The 16,668-nt window shown below is 69.6% G+C and carries 20 protein-coding genes and 2 pseudogenes; 13 read left to right on the top strand and 9 right to left on the bottom strand.

Translation table 11 applies throughout. The features are described 5' to 3' along the window. Positions 1-30: 30 nt before the first annotated feature. Together ACWCP8_RS02140 and hutH are read left to right on the top strand one after the other, a co-directional pair. The gene (locus tag ACWCP8_RS02140) at positions 31-1,215 is read left to right on the top strand and encodes a GGDEF domain-containing protein (protein WP_352270770.1); all 1,185 of its coding nucleotides are present in this window, start codon (positions 31-33) and stop codon (positions 1,213-1,215) included. A 93-nt stretch (positions 1,216-1,308) separates the two neighbouring features. Beyond that, positions 1,309-2,859, top strand: a complete 1,551-nt coding sequence (gene hutH / locus ACWCP8_RS02135; protein ID WP_352270769.1) for a histidine ammonia-lyase — start codon at positions 1,309-1,311, stop codon at positions 2,857-2,859. 57 nt (positions 2,860-2,916) lie between these two features. Here hutH and ACWCP8_RS02130 read toward each other — a convergent pair whose 3' ends face one another. Further along, a complete protein-coding gene (locus ACWCP8_RS02130) occupies positions 2,917-3,216 on the bottom strand; it encodes a hypothetical protein (protein ID WP_451114128.1) in 300 nt (99 codons plus the stop codon). A gap of 109 nt (positions 3,217-3,325) precedes the next feature. On the opposite strand from ACWCP8_RS02130, the gene ACWCP8_RS02125 reads away from it, so the two are divergent. The 6 genes from ACWCP8_RS02125 (at position 3,326) to ACWCP8_RS02100 (ending at position 8,608) form a co-directional block, all read left to right on the top strand. Beyond that, positions 3,326-3,685, top strand: a complete 360-nt coding sequence (locus ACWCP8_RS02125; RefSeq protein ID WP_352270768.1) for a hypothetical protein — start codon at positions 3,326-3,328, stop codon at positions 3,683-3,685. Positions 3,686-3,902: 217 nt separating this feature from the next. Beyond that, positions 3,903-5,168 carry a L,D-transpeptidase gene (locus tag ACWCP8_RS02120; protein WP_451113934.1) on the top strand — a complete coding sequence of 422 codons (1,266 nt, stop codon included), beginning with the start codon at positions 3,903-3,905 and terminating at the stop codon, positions 5,166-5,168. Positions 5,169-5,338: 170 nt separating this feature from the next. After that, complete coding sequence (locus ACWCP8_RS02115; RefSeq protein WP_451113933.1) at positions 5,339-6,802, top strand: ABC transporter permease; 1,464 nt, start codon at positions 5,339-5,341, stop codon at positions 6,800-6,802. A gap of 44 nt (positions 6,803-6,846) precedes the next feature. Continuing rightward, positions 6,847-7,530 (top strand): ABC transporter ATP-binding protein, encoded by a 684-nt coding sequence (locus ACWCP8_RS02110; protein WP_352270763.1) that lies wholly within the window; start codon positions 6,847-6,849, stop codon positions 7,528-7,530. Positions 7,531-7,635: 105 nt separating this feature from the next. Then, complete coding sequence (locus tag ACWCP8_RS02105) at positions 7,636-8,148, top strand: hypothetical protein (RefSeq protein WP_352270761.1); 513 nt, start codon at positions 7,636-7,638, stop codon at positions 8,146-8,148. 103 nt (positions 8,149-8,251) lie between these two features. Beyond that, the gene (locus tag ACWCP8_RS02100) at positions 8,252-8,608 is read left to right on the top strand and encodes a DUF1330 domain-containing protein (RefSeq protein WP_451113932.1); all 357 of its coding nucleotides are present in this window, start codon (positions 8,252-8,254) and stop codon (positions 8,606-8,608) included. A 67-nt stretch (positions 8,609-8,675) separates the two neighbouring features. On the opposite strand, the gene ACWCP8_RS02095 is transcribed toward ACWCP8_RS02100, so the two are convergent. From ACWCP8_RS02095 to ACWCP8_RS02080, 4 genes and pseudogenes are all read right to left on the bottom strand, one after another. After that, on the bottom strand, positions 8,676-9,125 hold the full coding sequence (locus ACWCP8_RS02095; RefSeq protein WP_451113931.1) for a YrdB family protein: 450 nt from the start codon (positions 9,123-9,125) through the stop codon (positions 8,676-8,678). A gap of 433 nt (positions 9,126-9,558) precedes the next feature. After that, positions 9,559-10,203 (bottom strand): annotated as a pseudogene (locus ACWCP8_RS02090) (transposase family protein); the annotation flags it as partial. Between the two features lie 113 nt (positions 10,204-10,316). Then, positions 10,317-10,694: a GntR family transcriptional regulator gene (locus ACWCP8_RS02085; protein WP_360477223.1), complete on the bottom strand. Its 378-nt coding sequence runs from the start codon at positions 10,692-10,694 to the stop codon at positions 10,317-10,319. Continuing rightward, complete coding sequence (locus ACWCP8_RS02080; RefSeq protein ID WP_352270753.1) at positions 10,691-11,440, bottom strand: hypothetical protein; 750 nt, start codon at positions 11,438-11,440, stop codon at positions 10,691-10,693. Before ACWCP8_RS02080 ends, ACWCP8_RS02085 begins: the two co-directional genes overlap by 4 nt. A 178-nt stretch (positions 11,441-11,618) precedes the next feature. On the opposite strand from ACWCP8_RS02080, the gene ACWCP8_RS02075 reads away from it, so the two are divergent. Further along, positions 11,619-11,831 (top strand): hypothetical protein, encoded by a 213-nt coding sequence (locus ACWCP8_RS02075; protein ID WP_451113930.1) that lies wholly within the window; start codon positions 11,619-11,621, stop codon positions 11,829-11,831. Next, on the top strand, positions 11,819-11,947 hold the full coding sequence (locus tag ACWCP8_RS02070) for a hypothetical protein (protein ID WP_451113929.1): 129 nt from the start codon (positions 11,819-11,821) through the stop codon (positions 11,945-11,947). The genes ACWCP8_RS02075 and ACWCP8_RS02070 overlap by 13 nt, the downstream gene beginning before the upstream one ends. A gap of 138 nt (positions 11,948-12,085) precedes the next feature. Here ACWCP8_RS02070 and ACWCP8_RS02065 read toward each other — a convergent pair. Continuing rightward, positions 12,086-12,544 (bottom strand): annotated as a pseudogene (locus ACWCP8_RS02065) (DUF4291 domain-containing protein); the annotation flags it as partial. 112 nt (positions 12,545-12,656) lie between these two features. Beyond that, positions 12,657-12,992: a peptidoglycan-binding domain-containing protein gene (locus ACWCP8_RS02060; RefSeq protein WP_352270748.1), complete on the bottom strand. Its 336-nt coding sequence runs from the start codon at positions 12,990-12,992 to the stop codon at positions 12,657-12,659. Between the two features lie 19 nt (positions 12,993-13,011). On the opposite strand from ACWCP8_RS02060, the gene ACWCP8_RS02055 reads away from it, so the two are divergent. After that, positions 13,012-13,785: a hypothetical protein gene (locus tag ACWCP8_RS02055; protein ID WP_451113928.1), complete on the top strand. Its 774-nt coding sequence runs from the start codon at positions 13,012-13,014 to the stop codon at positions 13,783-13,785. 312 nt (positions 13,786-14,097) lie between these two features. Here ACWCP8_RS02055 and ACWCP8_RS02050 read toward each other — a convergent pair whose 3' ends face one another. Continuing rightward, complete coding sequence (locus ACWCP8_RS02050; protein ID WP_351356632.1) at positions 14,098-14,247, bottom strand: peptidoglycan-binding domain-containing protein; 150 nt, start codon at positions 14,245-14,247, stop codon at positions 14,098-14,100. 386 nt (positions 14,248-14,633) lie between these two features. Here ACWCP8_RS02050 and ACWCP8_RS02045 point away from each other — a divergent pair, with 386 nt between their 5' ends. Then, a complete protein-coding gene (locus tag ACWCP8_RS02045; protein ID WP_352267599.1) occupies positions 14,634-15,098 on the top strand; it encodes a hypothetical protein in 465 nt (154 codons plus the stop codon). A 335-nt stretch (positions 15,099-15,433) separates the two neighbouring features. On the opposite strand, the gene ACWCP8_RS02040 is transcribed toward ACWCP8_RS02045, so the two are convergent. Continuing rightward, positions 15,434-15,733: a hypothetical protein gene (locus ACWCP8_RS02040; protein WP_352267600.1), complete on the bottom strand. Its 300-nt coding sequence runs from the start codon at positions 15,731-15,733 to the stop codon at positions 15,434-15,436. Positions 15,734-16,071: 338 nt separating this feature from the next. On the opposite strand from ACWCP8_RS02040, the gene msrA reads away from it, so the two are divergent. Next, positions 16,072-16,584: a peptide-methionine (S)-S-oxide reductase MsrA gene (gene msrA, locus ACWCP8_RS02035; RefSeq protein ID WP_352267601.1), complete on the top strand. Its 513-nt coding sequence runs from the start codon at positions 16,072-16,074 to the stop codon at positions 16,582-16,584. Positions 16,585-16,668: the final 84 nt, after the last annotated feature.

Here is a 16,668-nt window from a genome sequence, read left to right as displayed (position 1 = left end):
AGACTTCGCAAATCTACATAAGATGTAGCGATGGGTGGTGATGATGCGCGGCTGCGGGCCGTGGTTTCGCTTGCGCAGGCAATGGCGGCGGCGCACACCCCGCCGGAGTCCTGGCGGGCGGCCGCGCTGGGGGCGTGCCAGGCGTTGGGCGGCACCTTCGCCGCGCTCTCCGTGTGGGAGCGGGGGCCCGGGCGGCTGCGGGTGCTGGTGAACGCGGGTGAACGGGCCGAGGGGGAGGAGGAGTTCCCCGACGACGAGACGTATCCGGTGCATCAGTTCCCGGAGATCACCGAGTTCCTGCATGAACGGTGGGCGGGGGGCGGCGAGCCGGACGCCTGGGTGGAGACCGCGTACGGGCCGGTCGGGGACGCCGGGGACGGCGAAGCCGATTCGGCGGTGGCGGGTGCGCACGGGTACGGGCGCGTCTACCGCCATCAGCGCGTGGCGGCCCTGCGACGGCGACGCCGCGGCTGCTGTGTGGTGGCGCCGATCGTCCTGCACGGGCGGGCCTGGGGCGAGCTCTATGTGGCGCGTCCGGTGGGGGAGCCGGTGTTCGGGCGGGAGGACGCGGACTTCGCGACCGTGCTGGCCGCCGTCGTCGCCGCCGGTATCTCCCAGACGGAGCGCCTCGAAGAGGTCCGCAAGCTCGCCTTCACCGACCCGCTGACCGGGCTCGCCAACCGCCGGGCCGTCGACGCGCGGCTCGACGAGGCGGTGGAGCTGCACCGTGCCGACGGCACGGTGGTCAGTCTGGTCGTCTGCGATCTGAACGGTCTGAAGGGGGTCAACGACTCCCTGGGCCACGCGGTCGGCGACCGGCTGCTGGAACGTTTCGGCTCGGTGCTGTCCCGGTGCGGTGCGATGCTGCCCGGCGCCCTCGCCGCCCGGCTGGGCGGCGATGAGTTCTGCCTGCTGACGGTAGGCCCCGGCGCGGACGAGGTGGTCGAGGTGGCCACCGAACTCTGCGACCGGGCAGCCGAGTTGGAGCAGGGCGACGGGGTCGCCTGCGGGATTGCGTCGACCGGTGACCCGATCGGGCCGGTGACCTCGGCCCGGCGGCTGTTCCGGCTGGCGGACGCGGCCCAGTACCGGGCGAAGGCGGCCCGCTCCGCGAAACCGGTGGTGGCGGGGCGCGACGGCGAGGTCATCCGGCTGGCCGACTCGCCGCCGAAGTCCGCCCACGACCGCCGCCGGCTGCGCGGGAGCCGGCCCTGAGGGCTGTCCGGCGGAATCCGTGAACGGGTCGGTAAGGGGTCAACCGCACGACCACTAGTGACATGAAGGGATTCAGTCCGTACGCTTCTGAATATGGATATGCACACAGTCGTGGTGGGGACGTCCGGTACCACCGCAGAGGACGTCATCGCCGTGGCCCGCGCGGGCGCCCGCGTCGAGCTCTCCGCAGCCGCCGTGAGCGCGCTGGCCGCCGCCCGCGAGATCGTGGAAGCGCTGGCCGCCAAGCCCGAACCGGTCTACGGCGTCTCCACCGGCTTCGGCGCACTCGCCACCCGCCACATCAGCCCCGAGCTGCGGGCCCAGCTCCAGCGCAACATTGTCCGCTCGCACGCGGCCGGCATGGGCCCTCGCGTCGAGCGCGAGGTCGTACGGGCGCTGATGTTCCTGCGCCTGAAGACGGTCTGCTCGGGCCGCACCGGCGTACGCCCCGAGGTCGCGCAGACCATGGCCGACGTACTGAACGCAGGCATCACCCCCGTCGTGCACGAGTACGGCTCGCTCGGCTGCTCCGGCGACCTGGCGCCGCTCTCGCACTGCGCCCTGACGCTGATGGGCGAGGGTGACGCGGAGGGACCCGACGGCATCGTGCGCCCGGCCGGCGAACTGCTCGCCGCGCACGGAATCACCCCCGTCGAACTGCGCGAGAAGGAGGGCCTCGCCCTCCTCAACGGCACGGACGGCATGCTCGGCATGCTCGTGATGGCCCTCGCCGACCTGCGCAGCCTCTACACCTCGGCCGACATCACCGCCGCGCTCAGCCTGGAGGCGCTGCTCGGTACGGACAAGGTCCTCGCCCCGGAGCTGCACGCCATACGGCCGCACCCGGGCCAGGGCGCAAGCGCCGACAACATGCTGCGGGTGCTTGCCGGTTCCGGCCTCACCGGCCACCACCAGGACGACGCGCCGCGCGTCCAGGACGCCTACTCCGTGCGCTGCGCGCCCCAGGTCAACGGCGCCGGGCGCGACACCCTCGCGTATGCCGGGATCGTCGCCGACCGTGAGCTGGCCTCCGCCGTCGACAACCCCGTCGTCCTCCCGGACGGCCGGGTCGAGTCCAACGGCAACTTCCATGGCGCTCCGGTGGCGTACGTGCTCGACTTCCTGGCGATCGTCGCCGCCGACCTCGGCTCGATCACCGAGCGCCGCACGGACCGGCTGCTGGACAAGAACCGTTCGCACGGTCTGCCGGCGTTCCTCGCCGACGACGCCGGCGTCGACTCGGGTCTGATGATCGCCCAGTACACGCAGGCCGCCCTGGTCAGCGAGATGAAGCGGCTCGCGGTCCCGGCGTCGGCGGACTCGATCCCGTCCTCCGCGATGCAGGAGGACCACGTCTCCATGGGCTGGTCGGCGGCGCGCAAGCTCCGTACCGCCGTCGAGAACCTCGGCCGGATCGTCGCCGTCGAGCTGTACGCGGCGACCCGCGCCATCGAACTGCGCGCCGCCGAGGGGCTCACCCCGGCACCCGCGTCCCTGGCCGCCATCGAGGCGCTGCGGGCGGCGGGTGTCGAGGGACCGGGACCGGACCGCTTCCTGTCGCCCGATCTGGCTGCGGCGGAGGCGTTCGTGCGGGGCGGGAAGCTGGTCGCGGCCGTGGAGCCGGTGACCGGGGCGCTGGCCTAGGAGGGGTGGCGCGGCCTGCTGCGCAATTCGTCCCCCATCGCCGGACGGGCCGGAATTTCAAGCCCGTCCGGCGATCGAGGACAACGCGGTGGTGCGGCGTGTGGAGTACGTGACGAAGCCCGCGCCGATTCCCAGGAACGCGGTGCCACCGATCAGATACGCAGTGGTGTCGACCCCGGTGCCGGTTTCGGCCAGGGCCGGCCCGGCCGCCTCGTCCTCGGTGCTCGCGCCGGCAGATCTGCTCGGCGCGTCGCCGGCCGCGTCGCCCGTCGCATTCGCCGAGGGGACGAACCACAGGGCGCACAGTAGTGTGCCCGCGGCGATGGCGGTCAGGAGTGGGCGACGAGCTATGGCCACGGATTCGATCCCCCTTGTGACAGCCATGAGTTAGCCGTGTGCGCCGATGCTAATGAAAGCAGCGGGTCGCAGGAAAGTCGTGGCTGCCGGTAGCTCTACGCTCCGGCGTATGAGCACTTCTGAGACATCACGGTTTGTTCGCCTTCGCGTGGACATGGTGCTGGAGATCACCGACGCGGAGGCCCTCAGCGGCACCGCACTGGAGAGCATCGCAGCCGAGTACGGCGAGCCGGACGGCGAGTCCGCCGAGGAACGCATGCTGGCCGAGTCCGCGGTACGGGAAGACGGGGCGGAGGCCCTCGCCTCCCTCGTGGACCCGTTCGATCTCGTCGGCGAGGTGCCGGGGGTCGAGCTGGCCCAGGCCTCCTGGAGCAGCGAGATCGTCGACTACGACCCCGCGGACCCGGGCGACTGGGACCTCGACGACGAGGGTGAGGGCGACGAGGGGGACGACGACGTTGCGCCGTAGCGGGTGAGGAGGGCACCGGCCCCGGCCCGCTTCCGGCGGCCCGGGGCCGGTGCGCGCCGGTCCCGGGAACCACAGGTGTCACGGCTGCGTCGATGAGTGGTGTTCCCCACATCTGAGGCGGATGTGGAACGGAGGGCCCTCGCCAGGTGTTCTTGAAACATTGATGGGGATCCGTCTCGCGACGGTTCCGCTCGGGGTTATGGGGGATTCGGCAACGATGGAGAAGCGTGTGATGACGGACAGCAAGCGGCGCAAGGGCCTGATGGCCGCGTCCGCCCTGCTCGGCGGCGTGCTCGTGCTCACTGCCTGCAGCGAAGGCACGAGCTCGGGCAGCCACGAGAGCTCGAAGAAGTCTCAGGCGGCGGCAGTCGACAAGGCAGCGGCCGAGGACGCGTCCCAGGCGCAGATAGCGATCTCGCCGAAGAACGGCGCGACCAACGCCAGCATCAACAACGCCGCGAAGGTCACCGTCACCAAGGGCAAGCTGACCCAGGTCGCCATGACCACGTCGGCCGGCGCGAGCGTCCCCGGCACCCTGGCCGCCGACGGCACCAGCTGGCAGCCGAACGCGCAGCTCGAGCGCTCGACCACGTACAAGATCAACGCGACGGCCGAAGACACCAAGGGCCGCGAGGCGCACGAGAACGCGTCGTTCACCACCGTGTCGCCCGCCAACAGCTTCATCGGGAACTTCACCCCCGAGGACGGCTCCACGGTCGGCGTCGGCATGCCGGTCTCGATCAACTTCAACAAGCCGATCACGGACCGGAAGGCCGTCCAGGCCGGAATCACCGTGACGTCCAGCAGCGGCCAGCAGGTCGTCGGTCACTGGTTCAACTCGCAGCGTCTCGACCTGCGCCCCGAGCAGTACTGGACGGGCGGCTCCACCGTCACCCTGAAGCTGGCGCTCGACGGCGTCGAGGGCGCGAACGGCGTCTTCGGTGTGCAGCAGAAGACGGTCACCTTCAAGGTCGGCCGCAACCAGGTCTCGACGGTCGACGCGTCGACGCACACCATGACCGTCACCCAGGACGGCAAGACGATCAAGACGATCCCGATCTCTGCCGGTTCGCCCGACAACCCGACGTACAACGGTCAGATGGTCATCTCCGAGAAGTTCAAGGAGACCCGGATGAACGGTGCGACGGTCGGCTTCACCGACGACGACGGCAAGGGTGAGTACGACATCAAGGATGTGCCGCACGCCATGCGGCTGTCCCAGTCGGGCACCTTCATCCACGGCAACTACTGGGGTGCGCCGTCGGTCTTCGGCAGCGCCAACACCAGCCACGGCTGCGTCGGCCTCGCCGATGTGAAGGGTGCGGGCGACGCCAACCAGCCCGCCGCCTGGTTCTACAACAACTCCATGGTCGGCGACGTGGTCATCGTCAAGAACTCCCCCGACAAGACCATCACGCCCGACAACGGCCTCAACGGCTGGAACATGAACTGGGCCGAATGGCAGGCGGGCTCCGCGGGCTGACCCCGCGGGAGGTTCACGCAGCAACTTCATCACCCCGAAGTCCCGTACGTACACAGGGCGGCGGCACCCGGATCCCCCGGTGCCACCGCCCTGTGGCGTTCGTAGCCGTTCTCATCGGGATCTCATGCGGGCCTTAACTCGCCATCACGACCGCTTCATAGCCTCGCGCCATGTTCTTCACCTACCTCCGGCGCGAGCTGCGCCGCCGCAGAAAGGCGGCGCTGGTCGTCGCCTCGGGGCTCGCTCTCGGTATTGCGCTGGTCATCATCGTCAGTTCGGTCTCCTCCGGCATGAGCAAGGCCCAGGACAAGGTCCTGGAATCGCTGTACGGCCTCGGCACGGACATGACGGTGACCAAGGCCGCCGCCGCCCAGGGCTCCAGCAGCCAGCGCCCGAGGTTCGAGTTCGACGCCAAGGACAGCGACGACGACTCGACCCAGAGCACCGACCGCGTCATGGTCCAGGGCTTCCAGACCCTGGCCTCCACCACCGTCGACAAGGTCGGCAAGCAGAACGGCGTCGCGGACGCCGTCGGCGGGCTGAGCCTGACCGTCATGAAGGTGGACGGGCAGTTCAAGCGCGGCGAGTTCAAGCAGGACGAGAGCGGCAGCACGGGCAACCAGGGTGGTCCCGGCGGCGGCCAGGGCGGCAGCGGGCAGCCGCAGGGCCAAGTCCAGGGCGGTGGGGCCTCGTTCGACGTCAACTCGTACACCGTGTACGGCACCGACGTCACCAAGCAGGACCTCGGCCCGCTGACCTCGTCGAAGATCACCAAGGGCCGTACGTTCAAGGCCACCGAGACCGACGCGAAGGTCGCGGTCGTCGACGCCTCGTACGCCAAGGAGAAGAAGCTCGCGGTCGGCAAGACCGTGACCGTCTCCGGGACCAAGTACAAGATCGTCGGCGTCTCGACGGCGGACAGCGGCGACGCGGCGGCCAACCTCTACATCCCGCTGAAGCAGGCGCAGACCCTCGCCGACGCCAAGAACAAGGTCACCACGGTCTACGTCAAGGCCGCGGACTCGCAGCAGATCGACCACGTCAAGTCCGCCATCCAGAAGAACATCTCGGGCACGACGGTCACCACCTCCGCGGACCTCGCCGACACGGTCTCCGGCTCCCTGTCCACCGCGTCCGACCTGGCCTCCAGCGTCGGCAAGTGGCTGTCGATCGCCGTCCTCATCGCCGCCTTCCTGGTGGCCGGGCTGCTCACCTCCTCCGCGGTCAGCCGCCGGGTGCGGGAGTTCGGCACACTGAAGGCGCTCGGCTGGAAGAGCGGCCGGGTCACCCGCCAGGTCGTCGGCGAGGCCCTCGTCAACGGTCTGATGGGCGGTGTCCTCGGCATCGCGGTCGGTCTCGCCGGTGCGTACGTCGTGACCGCGATCAGCCCCACGCTCACCGCACAGCTCGGAGGCTCGGGCGGCGGCGGCATGCTCGGCGGCCCCGGCATGGCAGGACCCGGCCGGCAGGCGGCGGCCAAGTCCCTCGACATCGCGCTGACCGCACCGGTCTCCCTCTCCATCATCCTGATCGCCGTCGCGCTGGCCGTGGCGGGCGGGCTGATCGCGGGTGCCTTCGGCGGCTGGCGGGCCTCCCGGCTGCGTCCCGCGGATGCGCTGCGCCGCGTCGAATAGCCCGCCCGGGCGTCCCACCCCTCTGTTCCAGCAGGAGTTGACCCATGTACACCCTCAGAGACGTCACCAAGCGCTATACCCGCGGCAAGTCCACCGTCAATGCGCTCGCCGGTGTCGATCTGACCATCGAGGACGGCGGCCGGCTCGTCATCCAGGGCCCCACCGGCGGCGGCAAGTCCACACTGCTGCAGATGCTCGGCGGCCTCGACCGGCCCACGAGCGGCAGCATCGAACTCGACGGTGTGGACCTCGCGAAGCTCAGCGAGGCCAAGCTCACCAAGGTGCGCGCGCAGAACATCGGCTTCGTCTTCCAGAGCTTCAACCTCATTCCGACGCTGACTGCGCAGGAGAACGTCGAAACGGCGCTCGTCCCGCTCGGCGGCAAGGCGTCGGAGCGGCGCAGGCAGGCCGCGGAGGCACTGGAATCCGTCGGACTCGGTGAGCGGCTCGGACACCTCCCCGGCGAGATGTCCGGTGGCCAGCAGCAGCGCGTGGCGATCGCACGGGCCCTGGTCAAGCGGCCCAAGGTGCTGCTCGCCGACGAGCCGACCGGCAACCTCGACGAGTCCATGCGCGACGAGGTCATGGAGGTGCTGGAGACGATGTGGAAGGAGCACGGGCTGACCTTCATCATGGTCACCCACGACAGCGCGATCGCCCGCAGGGCGCCGCGGCTGGCGACCATCCGCAAGGGTCGCGTCACGGTCACGGAGAACGCGGCGGCCTGACGTACGGACCCACCGGTCTCCCCTTCGCGGGGCGGCGGCGACGGAGCCGACTCCGTTGCCGGCCGCTCCGCGTCCCCGTTCGTTCATCGCACTAATCTCACACCCATGACCGCTGCCATCACCGCCATGATCACCGCAGTCGTCGGCGTGCTGGGCACCCTGTTCGCCCCGATGCTCGCCCAGCGGCTGACCGCGCGGCAGCGCGCCGAGGAAGCCGAACTGGCCGACACGCGGCGGAGGTTCGAGGAGCGACGCGCCCAGTACACGGCCATGAACCGGGCCTCCCGGCAGTTCCACACACTCCTCAAGGACGCCCTCCACCGGATCAGGGACGGCGTCTACACGGAGCAGGAACGCGCCCAGCTCGAAGAGGCCCGCCTCGACCACCGCGACCGCTACGCCGAGGCGCAGATGATCGTCCCCGAGCGGATCCTGCAGGCGTCCCGCGACCTCAACCGGGTCCTCGCGAACGGTGACGCGGCCATCAAACGCCTGGACCGCGGCCTGGCCCGCGACGGCGAGAGCGTCGAAAGGGCCCTGGAGAAACTCAAGGCGGCGAACCCGCACCTCGACACCATGCGGAAGCTGATGCGGGAGGACCTGGGCATCAACGACTGAGCCCCCTACCTCGGAGGTAATCGACGGTCCGTACGCCCGCGGGCAGCATGGTGCACACCGGCTGACGGAACCACCGCAGCACGCAGATCCGGAGGGCGACACCATGACCGCATACGCCATAGGCCACCTGCACCCCGCCGCCTACCCCGGCGAGGAGGTTCTCACGTACATCGAACGCATCCAGTCGACCATGGACCCGTTCGGCGGCCGGTTCCTCGTCCATGGCACCCAGGTCGAGGTCGTCGAGGGCGACTGGCCGGGTGCGCTCGTCGTGATCGGCTTCCCCGACCTGGCGGCCGCCCGCGGCTGGTACGAGTCGGCCGCCTACCAGGAGCTGCTGCCGCTGCGGACGCGGAACATGGCGGGCGACGTGGTGCTCGTCGAGGGCGTCGGACCGGAGTACGACGCGTCGGCGACCGCGGCCGCGATGCGGGCGGCGGCCCCGCCGGTCATCGGCTGACGACGGCCGGCCCGGAGCCGGTACGGTCCGCAGCTCGGCTCCGCGCGCGAACGCGACACCCAACCGCTCATCCGTCGCGTTCTGCCGCTTCGTCCGCCCGAGGCCGAGGGTGGTGCTTCCCGGGCGCAGGCTTGTGCCGAAAGGTCTCCGCCAGGCCGGTGTTCGCGACCATCACGACGGCGAGCGCCACCGCGGCCGCCGGGTGGCCGACCCGATACAGCCCGAAGGCGCCGCCGCCCAGCACCACGGCCTTGACCGCGAGCACGCCCGCAAGCGGCAGCCGGATCCGGGCGCGTGGCGCGGCGAAGAGCGCCCACAGGGCGATGGCGAGCGCGGGGATCGCGAAGGCCAGCAGCAGTTGCCGGGCCGGGTGGCCGCCACCGGCGTGGAAGCCCCACCAGGACAGACAGGCCAGCGCCGCCAACTCCAGCACGAACGCCAGGACTTCGTTGGCCGCCCACCAGGGGCGCCCGGTCAGAACAGGGATCTCCCTGTCGTTCGTGCGGTACTCGCGCATCGGTGCCCCCTCGGCGTCCAAGTCGCTGCGAGCGTACCGGCCCGTTTTCGCCGACGTCGCCCGGCCGCCGCGGCCGGAACTGCGGACCCGAGCCCGCAGAGCGAGGCCCAGGTGATCCGGGAGGGAGTTCGGCGCGTGCTCGCGAACGAGAGCCTGGCAAGCATCTGCCGCGACTAGCAGGCGAGGGGAATCGTCAGCCCTGCGGGCAAGCCCTGGAAGCCCGGCGGGCTGCGCCGCTTACCGGCCTCGGCCCTGATCAGCGGACGCCGTGAGCACAACTTCCAGCGCCGGGCCATCATCACGGCGTGCGTGCGGTCGATCGAGGTACGTCCGGCGAATCCTCGGAAGCGGTGGGACCCGGACCGGTTCGTCTTCGACTGGATCGCGTAGAGGCGGTGGGCCGGTGGCGACCACTGGCACCGGCCCCCGGTCGCGCGATCCCTTCCGTTCTCACGGCCCTCTGGTCGTGCATCCGGCCGGGACGGATCGCGCCGGTCCACAGGGTCCGGCCCGCCTCGTCGCTGATCACGGTGGCCTTCTTGGTGTTCTGCCGCAGTTTCCCCGAGACGAAGGCGCGCCGTCCCGGCTTGTTGGCCTTGGGGCGGCGCACCTTCACCTCGGTGCCGTCCAGCCGCAGTTCGACTCCCTTGGCGTGGGCGTAGGCGAAGACGTCGGCCAGGGTGTGCAGGCGCACGTGGGGCTCGCCGGGGACGGCGAAGCCGCGGGCGGCCAGCAGCGGGCGCACCTCGTGGACCGCGCGGGTGATCGTGGAGCGGTCCACACCGTAGAAGACGGCCAGGGCCGCGTGGGGTAGTTGGAAACGCAGGATGACCAGTGTCGCGATCACTCGATCGGTGAACACCAGCTGGTGGTCCGGGCCCGCTCCCGCGGCGCGGAGCCGGCTGTGACCTCGCCGGTTGTGCAACCGGCCCTCCTCGGCTGCCGTCCACGGAGCGGTCAGCTCGGCGATCAGCTTGCCCAGGTGCTTGCGGGAGATGCCGGTGCAGATCCGATGCGACAAGGCCGTGCGGGTGAGGAGTTTTCTCACAACAGCCCCAACTCGCACGGCTGTTGTCATCTTCCCAGGCCGACTCCGCGACTATCGCGCACAACGTCGTAAGCGGGACGAGGGCCGCGGCGGCACCGTCGTCCCTCCGCGCCGGCGGTTGCAGGGCCCGCCCCCTACAGCCGCTACTCGTCCAGCGCGTCCCGTACCGCCCGCTGCACCGTCTCCCCGTCCGCGCCCAGGCCCCGGGCCTCGGTCACGAAGCGGAGGGCCAGTTCCGCCAGTTTGGCCGGGTCTGGTGTCCGGGTCGGTGCCGGAAGCGGGGCCACCCGTGTCCCTGCCCCACGGCGGGTGCGGATCAGGGACGCCGCCTCCAGTTCGCGGTAGGCCCTCGCCACCGTGCCCGCCGCCAGGCCCAGGTCGGCCGCCAGCTGGCGCACCGTCGGCAGGCGTTCCCCCTCCGGCATGCGGCCCGTGGTGATGAGTGCGGCCAGCTGGGCGCGGATCTGTTCGTAGGGCGGGACGGGGCTCGCGGTGTCGACGTGGACGGCGGGACCGTTCACCGGCGCACCCCGGCCTTGGGCGCGATCACCGTGAACAGACACCACGGCACGGTGACGAGGGCGACCAGGGCCGTGGGCCACAGTGCCCAGTTCGCGAGGCGCCCCACCGTGCCGTCGCAGCCGATGTCCATCAGCGCGCCCGACGCCGTCGAGGCGGCGCCGAGAAGGGGTGCGGAGACCAGCAGCCCCCATGCGGCGACGATCGCCAGCGACCGGTCGCGGCGGGTCTGCTCGTCGCCGGGGCGGCGGGCGATCCGGGTCAGGGACCAGACGCACGCGGTGGTGGAGACGGCGAGGGCGGCGAGGATGGGCAGGCCGTAGAAGAGGCCCGGCCAGGGGCTCGTGCTCGCCGTGCTTCCGTCCGGGCAGGTCACGGTCAGGGAGCGCCCGGCGCGGCCCATGTCGTCGGGCGAGGCGACCACGGCGGCCACCGCCAGCAGGACGACGAGGACGGCGGCCTCGGCGAGGAGCAGCAGGGTCATGCGCGGTGGCACGTAGTCGCGAATGCGGCGCGGCGCGAGACCGGCCGTGCGGACGGTTCCCCGCGGCGGCGGTGTCAGCGCGTCGCCCACCAGGACGCCGGCGACCGCGCAGAGCCCGAACACCGGGATGGCGTACAGGATGCCGACGCCGAGGCCGTCGTTCGAGCCGACCAGGCGAGCGGCGACGAGTCCGACGAGCAGCCCGGCCCAGCGCACATAGCGGTCGGTGGCGGTCGGGCGTGGGACGGTGCCGAGTTCGCGCATGAGAAACCCCCGTGTGCTCGCACTTGTACTCACCGCTTGTATCAAGCGGTGAGTACAAGATGCGGCCCAGTGGGGGTTTGTGTCAAACGATTGGTACAACTCGCGTGTCCGGCACCACCCGGCCGGTCACCTCTCCGAGCCCGACCCGTGTCCCGGCCGGATGCACGACCAGAGCGCCGTGAGAACGGAAAGGATCGCCGACCTGTTCGAACAGTTCCCCGACGTCAAGGCCAAAGTCGACTCCGGCTACCGAGGCCTGGCCAAGCCGTTCCCCGACCAGGTCAGCGCCCCGCCGCTGAAGCCGAAGAAGAACGCCCCGGCCCAGGAGTGGGCAGCGTACGAGAAGGAACGCACCAGCAGTCCTCCGAGCGTATCTGCGTGGAGCACGTGAACGCCGAGCACAAGCAGTGGCGCCCACTCCAGCGCTACCTCGGCCGCCGCGAGTACTACGACCAGACCCACTTCGCCATCGCCGGCCTGGTCTCCGACCGCAGCGCCGAGAGGTGACCACCCCAAGCCGAACCGCCAGGCCAGCACGCCCCACCCTCAATCGCGCACCACGTCGTTAGCTTGACCCCCGTCCCCGCGGTTGCGTGCTGCCATGTGACCCATGGCGGTGGCTGGCCGTTCGACGTGCGTGTCGGCTCACGAGCGCAGGTGGGCCGTCAGTTCGTCGGCGACAGGGTATTCCCGCTCCTGGGGCAGCAGTTGGGTCGCGGAGTCCAGATCGCCGCTGCTGACGAGTGCGTGGATCTCGTGGGTGAGGGGAGTCACGTCGCTGATGGAGACCGTTCACTCGTCCGCGTAGCGGCGTACGGCCTCCCCGGAGAGCCCGAGTTGCAGCGAGCGGTACGACAGGGGTTGGAGGCGCAGGTCCCGCTCGGGGTCCCACTGGACGCGGGCGGGTGCACACTTCAACTGACGTTGCCAGGTGCTTCGGTCGGGATGCAGCCCACGTACGTAGCTCGACAGGCTCGCGTTGCGCAGGGCCCACTCGAAGCCCTCGCGAGTGATCTCGACGGCAAGTACGGCCTCCTGCCCCGGCTTCGTGCCCCAGCCGCAGCGGTACATCATCCACAGGAACGACGGCTTGATCCATGTCAAGCATCTTCCATAGTCCTTTTATGTTCCGCTGCGTACCGACCGATCGGCGAAGCCACCCTGAACTGGCGCGGAACCTGACTCGGGACCAAACACGAATCAGCGGACCAAACGCTCAGTCGGGCTCCGAGGGCTCCGAGGTCTCCGAGGGCTCCGAAGTCTCCGAGGGCTCCGAGGTCTCCGACTCCAGACTGCGGCGCGTCGCCGCGTCGTACACGCCCGGCTCTGCGGAGATGCCGCGGGCGCTCTGGTAGCTGCGTACGGAGTTCTCGACCTGGATGTTGAAGTTACCGGTGATGTCGTGGGTGTAGAACGAGAGCTGGCGCAGGCGCTGCTGCAGTTCCGCGACCTCGGGGCCCCTGTCGCCGCGGCGCAGCACCGGTCCCGTGACGGTCTGGCTCGTGGGAGGCTGCGCTGAACCGACCGAGTCGGCGGTAGGGGCCGTCGGCACGCGGCTCGGGACCGTCGGCATGGCCGACGCCGACGTCGACGCCAAGAGCGCTGCCGGCGTGGCCGACGTCGACGTCGGCCACGCCGGCAGCGCCGAGGAACTCGCGCGCTTCGCAGCGGACGGCTCGGTGGACGCCGACGCGGAGGGTGACAAAGAGGCCGGGGTGCGGCCGGACTCTTCCGGCGCGCCGGTGCGTCCGTCCTGCAGCGCGGTGTCGCGCCTTGGCTCGTCCGGGATGAACAGCCCGCTCGTGAAGCCCGCGACGGCGACCACGATCGCCGCGAGGATCAGGGCCTGTCGGCGCCGGCCCTTCGGCCGGCGCCTCTGCCTCCCGCGGGAACTTTTGCGGGAAGGGGGGCGCGACGGCGACAGCGCACTGTTCGGCCCGTCCGGCCCGTGTGATGCACTCGGTGTGCGCCGTGTGCGTGGATCACTCGGCGCTACCGGGTCGTGCGGCTTGTGGAGCGGCTGGGCGTCGGCCTCACCCGGCCCGGTCGTCGGCGGTGCCGACGGCGCGGGGAGCGAGTGGGGCACCTCCAGCGTACGACCGCCCACCACGCTCATGCCCGACGGAACGGTCGCAGAAGGCGGAGCGGCGGGGGCCGACGGTGTTCCGTGCTGTCCCAAAGCGGTGGGGCTCTGGCCCGGAGACGGGTCTGAGGGGAGCTCTTGTGCGCCGGGCGGTTTTGGCAGCTTGACGTACATGTATGGGCGGACGTCCCGCGAGTGGAAGTCCTCCGGCGCGGCCGTTTCGTACGGGCCGCCCCGGCGGGCCGTGGTGGCCACCTGCTGAGTGCACTGACAGGCGTCAGTGCCCCCCGCCGCCCGTTCAGTGGAACACTTCGAACACCTTTGCCCATCCATATGCGAATCCTTCCCCCTATAGACGCCAGCGATTATGCAGGGCTCGTCGCCGATCCACACGGCAATTCCGTGAATCCATTGAGGATGCGTGCGCCGTGACTGCGCCGCACTTTGAGCAACCGGGAGCGGCTGTCGGCGGCGCGCACGCTCGGCGCGCGGACATCGAATGCGCGGGCGCACGGGCTCGGGCGCACGGCGCGCAGCCGCGCGAGCATCGGCCGGATGCGCTGGTGCGGGCCCCCTACGGCTCCGACGTCTCCGATTCCAGTCGCGCCCGGGTCGCCCTGCCGTACACCCCGAGCTCGTCGCTCTTGATGCCGCGAACCCACTGGTAGTTCCGTACCGCGTCATCGACCAGGCTGTTGAAATTGCCGTTGGCCTCACGGTGCAGAGGTTCAACTGCTTGAGCGGACTTGGAGGCGGCACAAGCTCAGCCGTCACAGCGCGCGACGACCGGTTACCGGGAAAGGCTCATTGAGCGTTGAGGTGTCTTCGACACGCATTCGACAGGCGTGATCAGGCACCTTGTGGCCGTCAGTTGTGATCAGTTCCGGCCCGCTCGGGCGCCGACCTGGGTAGATGGCTGAGTTGAGGCCGTGTCGGCGCTTTTGGGTTGCACCGCGATCCCTGTTCGATCTGGTGCGGCTGTGCTGCGGGGCTGCTGACGGACGCTCTGATCATGCTCACGACGCATCGTTGTCGACGGTACTGAGCTTCATTGGGCAATGTCGGGTAATTGCCTGACAGTTGGGGGGTGGGTCCGGTAGGTCTGTACGGGTGAATGACTCCACGCCCAGCGAGCCCAACCCCGAGGACGGCGAGCCCACCTCCTTCGCCAAGAACGCGAAGAGCCTGATCAAGAAGCACAAGGGGAAGATCATCATCGGCTGCACGGTCCTCGGCGTCGCGGCCGGCGTGATCGTCATTAGTCTCGCCAAGGGGCTGGCCGCCACCAAGGGCACCGAGCACTTGGAGCTGTTCCCCGACCCCGTAGCCGGAGGCCAGAAACTCCATACCGGCATGGAGAAATGCGTCGAGTGCACCACGGAGTTCGACGTCGAAGACGCGCGAGACGAGTACAACTCGCACTTCGATGGAGGGCTCAACTACGACGAAGATTGCGGCGGAGAGCCCGGCGAAAAACTCTGTGCCGATTGCGGCATCTCGCAGAGCGAATCGAACATGAAACTCGGCAACGCTCTTCTCGGCATGATGATGGGCGTTGAAGACGATAACGTGTGATGAAGCACTCGCGGCCTCGCCCGACGGGGACGAGACCGCCAACTAAGTAGCCACCGCTGGCGGCTGGGACACAGGCCGACTTACTTCCAGGCTGGCCTGGTGACCGTGCACGTTCGCGGTTGAGTATGCGACCTGATACCGGCTCACGATGCTTCAATCAGATGAGGCTTACGAGCCGAACACATGCAATCTGCGAGGCACGTACTCCCTCGATTGGGAGCAGTACTCCGAGCAGGACGGAGGAGGCGGGGAGTTCCGCTACCTGGCGGTGTTCGTCACTCCATCGGCTACTGGGGTCGGCGACGCCACCGCACACGGGTAGGCCCGTTCGTGGATCACTCCGCGAAGCGGAGCGAGCAGTCACGGAAGCTGCTTTGCAGCCCGTCACGCTCCGTATCACCGTCACGTAGGAAGGTTCCAAGGAACTGGCACAGGGCCTCGACAACCACCTGGTCCTGCTCCTCGGTCAGATTCCTGTGTCCGTACGTACGTGAGACACCTGGCAGCGCCGGCTCCGTCACGAGGCTCGACCATACGAAGCTGCTTTGGCGTCCCAGTTTGAGGGGCGGCCATTCCCGGAAGCCGAGCAGCGCGCTGCCGCGTGCGCCCGCGCCGTAACCGTTCAGGTACGTCACGTAGTCGCCGCGGAGCCGCTTAGGCAGTACATGCCGGGCCGTGTTCGGATCAGCGCCAGATGCTCCCTGAGGCTGAACTCGCCGATATGGCGATTTCCGAACACGGACACCGGTGTGCGGTCAGTCATCCGTGGGAGTCGGTGCAGGGGCGATATCGGTCGGGCAACACGGCGGTGCGCTCCTCGCGGCGGCCGACGACCGCAGGGCCGGTTGGACGGGTACGGAATCGCTTGGAACCCTCGCGCGTTGGAGCAAGTGGGTATGGGATGCCGGTGGTGTGTGAACCGAGCAGCCCGAGTGACTGAGCTGACAGAAATTACAGATATGGGAGGACTGCAATGGCGGCGCAGACGCAGAGGGCCGTGCTGGCGGGCGGATGCTTCTGGGGGATGCAGGACCTGATCCGTCGGCAGCCGGGCGTGACGGCGACTCGGGTCGGATACACCGGCGGTGACGTGCCGAACGCGACGTACCGTAACCATGGCACGCACGCGGAGGCCATTGAGATCCATTTCGACCCCGAGAGGACCGACTTCCGCGCGATCCTGGAGTTGTTCTTCCAGATCCACGACCCGAGCACCAAGAACCGTCAGGGCAACGACATCGGCCTCAGCTACCGCTCGGCGATCTACTACGTGGACGACGAGCAGAAGCGGATCGCCGAGGACACGATCGCGGATGTGGACGCCTCCGGACTGTGGCCGGGCAAGGTCGTCACCGAGGTCGAGCCGGTCGGCCCCTTCTGGGAGGCCGAGCCCGAGCACCAGGACTACCTGGAGCGTTACCCGGAGGGTTACACCTGCCATTTCCCGCGCCCGGGATGGCGGCTGCCCGCCCGCGCGGAGGGCTGACCGCGAGAGGCGGCCCGGCGTCGGGCGCAGGCCGACTGGGCGGAAGTTCTGAGGCTGGACCGTGCTTGTGCCCCGCCGTGGACG

This window comes from Streptomyces sp. NPDC002206, assembly GCF_053593595.1.
This window is presented reverse-complemented; position numbering and strand designations above follow the sequence as displayed.